The organism is Pandoraea capi (genome assembly GCF_902459735.1).
Taxonomy (GTDB): Bacteria; Pseudomonadota; Gammaproteobacteria; order Burkholderiales; family Burkholderiaceae; genus Pandoraea; species Pandoraea capi.
Genome location: NZ_CABPRV010000001.1, coordinates 803002 through 812744, shown reverse-complemented (window position 1 = coordinate 812744; position 9743 = coordinate 803002). Strand labels below are relative to the sequence as shown.

Here is a 9743-nt window from a genome sequence, read left to right as displayed (position 1 = left end):
GACCGTGAAACGACTCCACGCCGATGATAGTGCGGATACCCGTGTGAAAGTAGGTAATCGTCAGGCTCCCCTTAAAACCCCTTGTAGCCAAAGCTGCAAGGGGTTTTTGCTTTACCCCCTCGCTTTGCATCCAAGCTTTACGTCCAGCTTTACATCCAAGCTTTGCATCAACGTGCTTAATCGAGGCTGAATCGATGCTTGGCGGCAGCCAGTCCACTGTCAAATGCCATCTATACACCGCTTCCGCTGTTCAGCCGATAGCTCGAAGACGATGCCCGGATCGGCGCCGTTTGTGCCCCAATCACTTTCCAGCGGTTATGTGACGCATGCCTGTGTGTCGAGACGACTTCCGCGCTTGGCGTGCACTGACTGCTGGCTGGTCTCAGAGGCGTTGCCACACAGCTTTCGAAAGCGGACTACGCATTTTGTTGTCATGCGATTTGTGCCCGATTAGGCAAACTGCGTTCGCTGCAGGCCGATTTCTTCAATTCCCCTCCTGTTTTTTGTTTCACGAAGCTTAGGGCTCATTGCACGGCATTGAGCATCGTCCATATCGCTACGTTGTTGCAATCTCATCACGGAGTGAAATTCCGGGTGGATGGACACCGACTTCTCGCTTAGGATTCGACCACGGGGTTAGTGGCAGTTCGAGGAGCAAAACGGGTGGGGATTCAGTATCGGGGGAAGCGTCAGGTGAGCTGGCGTGTAGGGATGGCATGCATGAGTGCCGTCGTTATCAGCTTGGTTGTTGCTGGATGCGCTTCGCAGCGGGCACCTACCACTGGCGAGTCAACGGCGTTGGTGCCGGCGCATCGCGAGGAAATCGCTCCGCTTTCAGCCGAAGTGAATTCGGACGGACTTCCGCCGCATTGGGAAACCTATCTCGTCACGCGAAATAAGCGGCTGACTCACTACGAGCAAACCACCGATAGCAATGGCATCGCAGTGATCCGGGCGACGGTAGACGCGTCAGCATCCGGTATTGCTCAGAAGCTGGATATTCCCGTATATCCGGGAGCGAAGCTGAGCTGGCGCTGGCGTGCAGATGCAATGCCGGTCAACGCAGACATTCGGACGAAACGTTTTGACGATGCCCCTGTACGCATCGCTCTCGCGTTCGACGGTGACCCAGGCAAACTCACCATGCAGGATCACATGCACCGTGAGTTGGCGCGTATGGTGAGCGGACGCGAATTACCCTTTGCAACCTTGATGTACACGTGGGATGGTGATGCGCTCGCTGCCAACGAGGTGATCCCAAATCCATATACAGGCAGGATTCGCTCCATCGTCGTCGAACGCGGCAACGGTAATCTCGGAACGTGGCAAACGTATTCCCGAGATATTGCCAAGGACTATGAGAAGGCGTTCGGCGAGCCACCGGGACGTTTGATCGGTATCGCCATCATGAGCGATGGCGACAACACACAATCCAGGTTCACTGCCTGGTACGGCGACATTCACCTCGAGACTGACGGCATTCCAACGACAACCGCCGCCAAATAAGGTCGTGCGTCTTCTAAAACGAAAAAGCCGGCAATTATGATTTGCCGGCTTTTTTCCTGATTCCGATGCTTCGGATCAACAGCGCTTACTTATGGCGTGCGAAGTAGGTTTCGACCAGTTTCGCCCAATAAGTCCCTCCAAGCGGCAGCAAATCATCGTTGAAATCGTAGCTGGCGTTGTGAAGATTGCAGGGGCCGAGGCCATGACCGGTGTCCCGGTGTGTTCCGTCGCCGTTACCAATGAAGACATAGGCGCCGGGCTTCTCCAGCAGCATGAACGAGAAGTCTTCGGCGCCCATCGTCGGCTCGACCTTGTCGTTCACATTCTCATTGCCCACCACCTGACGCATCACATCGGCGCAAAGTGCGGCCATCGCGGGCTCGTTGATGGTCGGAGGATAGTTACGGTGGAACTCGATCTCTGCCGAACAACCCAGCCCTTTCGCGACGAACTCGGAGACCTCGCGAAGCCGGCGTTCGATCAGGTCCAGGACCTCGATGGAAAACGTGCGAATCGTGCCACCCAGCCATGCGATGTCGGGGACCACGTTCGTGGTGTCGCCTGCATGGATCTGCGTAATGGAAAGCACGGCGGCGTCGATGGGACGCTTATTGCGCGTAATGATGCTCTGAAGCGCCTGAGCGACCTGAACGGCGGCAATAACCGGGTCGATCCCTGCATTCGGGATGCCCGCATGCGTACCCTTGCCACGAATCGTAATCTTGAATTCGTTACTCGACGCCATCATCGGCCCAGGAGTCACGGCGAACGTTCCGGTCGGAACGCCCGGCCAGTTGTGCATGCCGAACACGGCCTCCATCGGGAAACGCTCGAACAAACCGTCTCTGATCATTTCGCGCGCGCCGCCACCACCTTCTTCTGCGGGCTGGAAAATCAGATAAACGGTGCCGTCGAAATTTCGATGCTTTTGAAGATATTGCGCCGCAGCAAGCAACATTGCGGTGTGCCCATCGTGGCCGCAAGCGTGCATCTTGCCTTCGTGTTTCGACGCGTGCTCGAACGTATTGGCTTCGTGGATCGGCAAGGCATCCATATCGGCGCGCAGGCCAATCGCGCGGTCGCTGTTGCCGTTCTTGATGATGCCGACAACGCCGGTCTTACCGAGGCCGCGATGGATGGGAATGCCCCATTGCGTGAGCGTTTCAGCGACTACGTCTGACGTGCGCTTCTCTTCGAAGCAAAGTTCCGGGTGTGCGTGAATATCGCGTCGGATGGTCTGGATTTCGCCGCGTGCGGCGTCGATTTCTGGAATGAGCTTCATGACGGGGTTTCCTGCTGAGCGCAATGGCTCATCTTACCCCCTAATGGCAGGTCTGGCATCTTGCTCGGAATTGTCCGAACGCCCCGTCGGATGGGGCTGAAAAATGTCCGAAGTCCCCGTGTGGCGGGGCAGCCCGCGAACGAACGTAATACAATATCGCCAGCGTCGCACTATTGCCAGACGCTGAAATTCGGTAGAGAGAGGAGTAGTTTGATGACGACCAATACCCACGTCGTTCGGGCCGCGTGCCCGCATGACTGCCCGGACACGTGCGCACTGCATGTGACGGTGGAAAATGGCGTTGCGATCAAGGTACAGGGTGATCCTGACCATCCGACGACCAAGGGTGTCCTGTGCACGAAAGTCTCTCGTTATACCGAACGTACTTATCACCCGGATCGTTTGCTGCATCCGCTCAAGCGTGTCGGACCGAAAGGTAGCGGGCAATTCGTCCGTGTGAGCTGGGATGAGGCGCTGGACGAGATCGCCAAGCGGTTGAGCGCCATTGCTGCGCGCGAACCCGAGGCGATCTTGCCGTACAGCTACGCCGGCACGATGGGATTCGTTCAGGGCGAATCGATGGCGGCACGGTTTTTCAACAAGGTGGGGGCGTCAGACCTCGATCGTACGATTTGCGCGAGTGCCGGTGCGGCGGGGTTGCGATACACCTATGGCGCTGGCGTAGGGATGCACGTCGAACATTTCGCCGATAGCAAACTGATTCTGATCTGGGGCAGCAATCCGATTACGTCGAGTGTGCATTTCTGGGCCACTGCTCAGGAAGCCAAGCGCCGTGGTGCCAAGCTGATCGCCATCGATCCCTATCGATCGCTGACGGCAGAGAAGTGTCACCAGCACATTGCCTTGTTGCCTGGTACGGATGCCGCACTTGCCTTGGGCATGATGCACGTCCTCATTGCCGAAGACCTCGTCGATCACGAATACATTGCGCGGCACACGATCGGTTACGCCGAGTTGAAAGATCGTGTGCGTCGCTATACGCCCGATCGCGTTGCTGAGATTTGTGGCATCAGCGCAGAGACGATTACGACACTCGCCCGCGAGTATGCGAGTGCGAAACCCGCTGCGATCCGTCTGAACTATGGCATGCAGCGCGCCAAGGGCGGCGGCCAGGCGACGCGTGCGGTAGCCTGTCTGCCGGCACTGGTTGGTGCCTGGAGAGACCCGGCGGGCGGGCTGTTGATGTCGTCGTCCGGGTATGCGCCCGTCGATGCCGTGGCGCAGGCGCGTCCTGATCTGCGGCCGCGACAGGATAAGGCGGCTCGCGTCGTCAACATGAGTGCGATTGGCGACGCGCTTTGCCACGCAGGCGATGAAACCTTCGGGCCGAAGATCGAGGCACTGGTGGTCTACAACAGCAACCCGGTGGCCGTTGCCCCCGAGTCGGGCAAGGTCGCCGCAGGGTTTGGCCGCGAGGATCTCTTCACCGTCGTGTTGGAGCATTTCCAGACGGACACCGCAGATTACGCCGACTTCGTGCTGCCCGCCACGACGCAGCTCGAACATCTGGATATTCACAAAGCCTACGGTCATACCTATCTGTTGGCCAACAATCCGGCGATCGCTCCGCTCGGCGAAGCGAAACCCAATTCGGAGATATTCCGTTTGCTGGCCAAGCAGATGGGATGGACGGAGGCGTGCTTCTCCGACACCGACGATCAACTCGCCGCGCAATCGATTCGTTGGAGCGATGCCCGCATGGCCGGTAGTGACTGGGAGACACTCAAGCGTGATGGCTGGGTACGCTACGACTTGCCGGAAGCACCGTTTGCCAACGGTGAGTTCTATACGCCGTCCGGTAAGTGCGAGTTTTACTCCGAGCGCATGTTGCAGGAGGGCCTGGATCCTCTGCCGGATTGGGTGCCGCCGTACGAGTCGGTTGCCAGTAATCCCGAGCTGGCATCACGCTATCCGCTCGCCATGATCTCGCCGCCTGCGCGCAATTTCCTGAATTCAAGCTTCGTGAATGTCGATAGCCTGCGTTCATCGGTTGGGGAGCCGACGCTGGACATCCACCCTGCGGATGCCGCGATACGAGGCATCGAAGACGGTGTCGGTGTGCGTATTTTCAACGATCGGGGCACATTGAACGCAAAAGCGCGCGTGACGGAGAAGGCGCGCGAAGGTGTCGTGGTCGGTCTGTCGATCTGGTGGAAGAAGCTGGCGCCGGATGGAAAAAATGCCAACGAGGTCACGAGTCAGCAACTGACCGACCTTGGGCGCGCGCCTACGTTTTACGACTGTCTGGTCGAGGTTGTGCCGGCCTGAGGTTTGGCTGGAATCCCCCATCGCTGAGGAGCCTACTATGCCGTTCTCGCTTGCGATGCTCCTCACGTTCGCGCAGCGAGTCGCTGGTCGCAGCGTTGTCACCAGCGTAGTGATCGCGCTTTCGGGGTGCGGGCAGGTTGGCTATTACGCGCAGTCGATCAATGGACACTTCACTGTGCTGCATGACGCGCAGCCGGTATCCGAATTGCTTGCCGATCCGGCCATCGATTCGCGTCTGCGTTCGCGACTGATCGAGGCGGAGCAGATTCGCAGCTACGCGGTATCGGCGTTGGGAGAGCCCGACAACGGGAGCTACCGGAGCTACGCCGACCTCAAGCGGCCATTCGTGGTGTACAACGTGTTCGCGGCGCCCGCATTGTCGTTGAAGCTTCACGAGTCATGCTTACTGGTTGTCGGATGTGTCGAGTATCGCGGCTACTATTCGCGCGAATCCGCCGAGGCGTATGCAGCGGAGCTGCATCGCGATGGTTGGGAGACGTTCGTCGCGGGCATTCCCGCCTACTCGACGCTCGGCTATTTCGACGATCCGCTGCTGAACACATTTATCTATCTTCCCCGGGCCGAAGTTGCGCGCATGATTTTCCACGAGCTGGCGCACCAGATCCTGTTCGTTCGTGGCGATACCGCATTCAACGAGTCGTTTGCGGTGACGGTGGAGACGGTTGGTGTGGGTCGTTGGCTCGCAACGCATCCCGATGCTGCGATGGAGTATGAGCGATACGATGCGCATCGCAGGGAGTTCCGCAAGCTGGTGGATAGCTATCGAAAACGCCTTGAGGAGGTGTACGCCAGCACACTGCCGGATGCCGGGAAAGCGGAGCGCAAAGAGGCGCTATTTGCCCGCATGCGCACTGACTACGACGCGCTGAAAGTGTCTTGGGGCGGATATCAGGGCTTCGACCGTTGGTTCGCCACAGATCTGAACAACGCCAAGATCGGATCATTCGCAACGTATAACCAGTGGGTGCCGGCGTTCATGGCGCTGCTCGTGAAGGAGCAGGATGACCTGCCGAAGTTTTATGCGGCGGTAAAGGCGATGTCGAAGCGTCCTGAAGCGGAACGACGCGCCGCTCTCGTTGCACTCGATGCAACCCCGGCGGCCGCGATGGCGCGGCAGATACTGGATGCGCCGATGCGAGCGGGGCGCTAGCGGATGGGGCGGCGCCGGGCTCCAAGGTAACCGGCCGAGCGATGTGATACCGCGGTTAAATGGGCGCGATGTGGCGCGATATCAACCAGAATTGACGTTGCGCTGGAGGGTAATATGCGCTGCCTCACCGTGAAAACGAGTGTCAATGACAGCCGAAGCGACCTATTGCCCATGCTCTCTGGCTATGACTTGCCGCTTTGCATCTGACAACGTCAACATCCTCGTGTCATCCGGCGGCTTCATGATGTGCGTCTAATGCGCACGGCATCCATCGTTAGCTGAGCAGTTCGACGCCGATGCACAGATCCCGGATCTCGTCAGGCAATCACCGACTTCAGATCTCCGAGCAGTGCGTAGAGCTGTTGGCGTTGCGCCTCAGGCAGTTGTCCCAGGCGTGCCTCAATCCATCCTTCATGCGCGCGCGCCATGTTGGAGAAGGCTTTCTTGCCTCGTGGCGTCAATTTGATCAGAAAGGCGCGTCGATCATTGACGACCGTCTCGCGGGTCACCCAGCCTTCCTTTTCCAACTGATCCGTAATGCCGGTCACATTGCCCCCGGTCACCATCATCCGCTTGCTCAATTCCCCCATCTTCAGCCCTTCCGGGTGGCGATCCAATTGTGCGAGCAGATCGAAGCGCGGCAACGTGCAATCGAACTCCTGACGCAGGCGAGAGCGGATATCTGTTTCGATCATGTTGGCGCAGGTGAGTAGCCGCAGCCAGAGACGCAGCGCATCGTGCTCACGGTCGTGGGCTCGCGTTTCAAGATCGAGAGAGTCGGAGTCTGCGAGGCTCATGGTCGGCGGGGGAAAAAATTTACAGTATGGAAATTTTAGGTTTGAAATAAACGCACGGTCAAGCTGGAGGAGTTACTGGGGAACGATGGCGGAGAAAAGCAGAGGTGCAGAAGCGCACGCGAACATTCATGTTCATCCGTCCGCTATGCCGATGGGAGTCGCATCTTCAGGTCGACACCTCAGACCAATTTCTACGCCGATGGCGACATCGGTAGTCCGTGAGCCACGCTTCCCAATTGGGGTGCTGTTGCACCGACGTTGACGGTTTCGACTTGTCGGGAACCAGTCATAAGACCGCATAGAGGGAGCCCGAACAATAAAAAAGGGCACCCGAAGGTGCCCTTTTGCCAAAGCCTAAGTGACGGAAACTGTCAGCTTAGAACTTGTGACGGATACCGGCCGTGACTGCCACTTGATTCGTGCCGGTCGAGAACGGTTGGTTGGCCAGTGCTGCACCGCCCGGAGCGTCGTTGTTAGCATGTTGCCAGTTGACCACGAAGTACGTGTCCGTGCGCTTCGACAGGAAGTAGTCGACGCCAGCGTTGACTTGGTGGTACTTCGGCGACAGGCTGCCAGCTGCTTGGTTCAGCGTCGACCAAGTGTACGTGTACGACAAGCCCAGTTGCAGTGCCGGCGTCAGCATGTACTTGGCGTTGGCTTCGACGTTGTCGAACTTCCAGCTACCACCCGAGATGTAGTTGTACGCGCTGTGGCTGTACACGAGGCCAATCGTTGCCGGGCCGAAGGCGTACGAACCGCCAGCCGAAGCAATCCAAGCCTTATCGGTAGCGTTGCCGTTGAACGCCATCACTGCGTTCGCGTCAGCCGTCGTCAGAACACCCGAGCCGTTGCTGCTACCCGGCGACGACAGGTACAAGTAACCAGCGCCGAGGCTCAGAGGGCCGTTGGCGTAACCCAGGCCGACCGACCATGCGCGGTTGTTAGCGAAACCCGTGCCGTTACCCGTGTTGGATTGGTTCGAGAAACCATACAGAGCGCCGGCGCTGAGGCCGTTGTAGTTCACGCTCGTGTACTTCACCGAATTGTTGATACGGAACGAGTTGTTCAGGTTGTCGTTATCGAACGGGTGAGCGCCCATGTTGGCGCCCCACTGGCTACCCGAAGCGAACGGACCAACGAAGTCAACCACGGAGTCATACTGACGACCGATCGTGACCGTACCAGCCGTTGCGCTGCTGAGGCCAACGTAGGCTTGACGACCAAACATGCGGCCGTTTTGGCCCAGCGTGCCCGAACCCAGGTTGAAGCCGTTTTCCAAGACGAAGATTGCCTTCAGGCCGCCACCGAGGTCTTCAGCACCCTTCAGGCCCCAACGCGAACCTTGCAGGTTGCCATTGCTGAACTTGAAGTTCTTCGAAGCGGTGTTGCCGCCGAGCGTGCCTTCCTTGCTGTTGTAGGTCAGGCCAGCGTCGATGATACCGTACAGGGTCACGCTGCTTTGAGCGTGAGCAGCGCCAGCGAATGCGCCGAGCACACCCAGAGCGAGAAGCGACTTTTTCATTGAGTGATCTCCAAAGGATTGTGAGATTTGTTTAACAAGGTCACTAGTGATAACGTCCTTGCTAATCAACTTCGCGAGAAGTTGGACGTAATGTAACAAATTCACTTTAGGCGGCAAAGGAAAAGGCCGGTTTTACGCGGGTTTGCGACGGGTTTTGTTTCGTTTACGCAACATCCCGGAAACCGGCGTCTGGCGGGGATTTCGCGCGTTTGCGCCCGCGCAAGGCACGCCGGATAAAGGGGCGTATCATCGGCGGCGGACGCGAAAGAATCGTCCAGCGTTCCACATAGTGAAAGATTCAAGCGAGTTGAAAGTACGATGTTCTCCGACAGTCTGATTTCCGAACTTGACCGTGGCCTGCGTGCCATCGCAGGTGTCACCCAAGCCTCCCGTCCGACCCCCTTAGCGGCGCCCTCTATAAATAGTGAAGCTTCCGTTGGGGACGATGCGTTGACGCCGGAGGAGCGTCGTCACGTTGCCGGGCTGATGCGGGTCAACCACGTCGGTGAGGTGTGTGCGCAGGCGTTGTATCAGGCGCAGAAGCTGGCGACGAAGCGTCCGGAGCTACGCACGGCGTTTGAACATGCGGGCAAGGAGGAGGAGGACCACCTCGCGTGGACGGCGCACCGTCTGTCGGAACTGGGTTCGCGCCCGAGCCTGCTCAACCCGCTCTGGTATGCCGGCGCGTTCGCCATCGGTTTCGTGGCAGGCAAATGCGGTGATAAGGTCAGTCTCGGCTTCATGTCGGAGACTGAGCGCCAGGTGGAGCATCACCTCGATAGCCATCTCGACGATCTGCCCCCACACGATCTGCGCTCGCGCGCCATCGTCGATCAGATGCGTCTCGACGAGATCGAACACGGTCAGGCCGCCCGCGACGCCGGAGGCATCGAACTTCCCGCGCCGGTGCAGCGCGTCATGCGCGCTGCGGCCAAGGTCATGACCACGACCGCCTACTATATATAGAGCGTTAATCAGCCCCCCGAACGACCCCCACCTCCGAATCGACTTCCCTTCGCGTAGCTCACGCCAGCCCTGTGTGTAAGGGGGTGGCACGGCGTGAGCGCGCACTACCCGGTATCGATAGTGATTTCGGGCCTCCTGCGAGGCGACGCCCAAAATATGAGGTTCCACTTTCACTATCGCACTTATGTCATTAATTTTCCTGACAAAATT

The 9743-nt window shown here is 58.4% G+C and carries 8 protein-coding genes; 4 read left to right on the top strand and 4 right to left on the bottom strand.

Features of this window, described 5'->3' with window-relative positions; translation table 11 throughout:
• The coding region (locus tag PCA20602_RS25800; protein ID WP_217432350.1) for a hypothetical protein at positions 1–217 on the bottom strand (217 nt) is incomplete at its 3' end.
• A 503-nt stretch (positions 218–720) separates the two neighbouring features.
• Between PCA20602_RS25800 and PCA20602_RS03595 the strand changes: the two genes are divergently transcribed.
• On the top strand, positions 721–1506 hold the full coding sequence (locus PCA20602_RS03595; protein WP_174980751.1) for a DUF3047 domain-containing protein: 786 nt from the start codon (positions 721–723) through the stop codon (positions 1504–1506).
• An 85-nt stretch (positions 1507–1591) separates the two neighbouring features.
• Here the strand turns inward: PCA20602_RS03595 and PCA20602_RS03590 are convergent, their stop codons facing one another.
• Complete coding sequence (locus PCA20602_RS03590; RefSeq protein WP_150719959.1) at positions 1592–2788, bottom strand: M20 aminoacylase family protein; 1197 nt, start codon at positions 2786–2788, stop codon at positions 1592–1594.
• Between the two features lie 213 nt (positions 2789–3001).
• On the opposite strand from PCA20602_RS03590, the gene PCA20602_RS03585 reads away from it, so the two are divergent.
• Positions 3002–5077: a molybdopterin-containing oxidoreductase family protein gene (locus PCA20602_RS03585; RefSeq protein WP_150719958.1), complete on the top strand. Its 2076-nt coding sequence runs from the start codon at positions 3002–3004 to the stop codon at positions 5075–5077.
• Positions 5078–5132: 55 nt separating this feature from the next.
• Entirely contained in the window at positions 5133–6248 is a 1116-nt protein-coding gene (locus PCA20602_RS03580) for an aminopeptidase (protein ID WP_150720030.1), read from the top strand.
• Positions 6249–6565: 317 nt separating this feature from the next.
• Here PCA20602_RS03580 and PCA20602_RS03575 read toward each other — a convergent pair whose 3' ends face one another.
• Together PCA20602_RS03575 and PCA20602_RS03570 are read right to left on the bottom strand one after the other, a co-directional pair.
• Complete coding sequence (locus tag PCA20602_RS03575; protein WP_150719957.1) at positions 6566–7045, bottom strand: MarR family winged helix-turn-helix transcriptional regulator; 480 nt, start codon at positions 7043–7045, stop codon at positions 6566–6568.
• Positions 7046–7421: 376 nt separating this feature from the next.
• Positions 7422–8567 carry a porin gene (locus tag PCA20602_RS03570; protein WP_150719956.1) on the bottom strand — a complete coding sequence of 382 codons (1146 nt, stop codon included), beginning with the start codon at positions 8565–8567 and terminating at the stop codon, positions 7422–7424.
• 318 nt (positions 8568–8885) lie between these two features.
• On the opposite strand from PCA20602_RS03570, the gene coq7 reads away from it, so the two are divergent.
• Positions 8886–9533 (top strand): 2-polyprenyl-3-methyl-6-methoxy-1,4-benzoquinone monooxygenase, encoded by a 648-nt coding sequence (coq7, locus tag PCA20602_RS03565; protein WP_150719955.1) that lies wholly within the window; start codon positions 8886–8888, stop codon positions 9531–9533.
• The last annotated feature ends 210 nt before the right edge of the window (positions 9534–9743 follow it).

What these genes read in the sequence shown, in the direction of transcription:
- PCA20602_RS03595 (WP_174980751.1), top strand. Translation starts at nt 721, where the DNA reads ATGAGTGCCGTCGTTATCAGCTTGGTTGTTGCTGGATGCGCTTCGCAG.
- PCA20602_RS03590 (WP_150719959.1), bottom strand. Translation starts at nt 2,788, where the DNA reads ATGAAGCTCATTCCAGAAATCGACGCCGCACGCGGCGAAATCCAGACC.
- PCA20602_RS03585 (WP_150719958.1), top strand. Translation starts at nt 3,002, where the DNA reads ATGACGACCAATACCCACGTCGTTCGGGCCGCGTGCCCGCATGACTGC.
- PCA20602_RS03580 (WP_150720030.1), top strand. Translation starts at nt 5,133, where the DNA reads ATGCTCCTCACGTTCGCGCAGCGAGTCGCTGGTCGCAGCGTTGTCACC.
- PCA20602_RS03575 (WP_150719957.1), bottom strand. Translation starts at nt 7,045, where the DNA reads ATGAGCCTCGCAGACTCCGACTCTCTCGATCTTGAAACGCGAGCCCAC.
- PCA20602_RS03570 (WP_150719956.1), bottom strand. Translation starts at nt 8,567, where the DNA reads ATGAAAAAGTCGCTTCTCGCTCTGGGTGTGCTCGGCGCATTCGCTGGC.
- coq7 (WP_150719955.1), top strand. Translation starts at nt 8,886, where the DNA reads ATGTTCTCCGACAGTCTGATTTCCGAACTTGACCGTGGCCTGCGTGCC.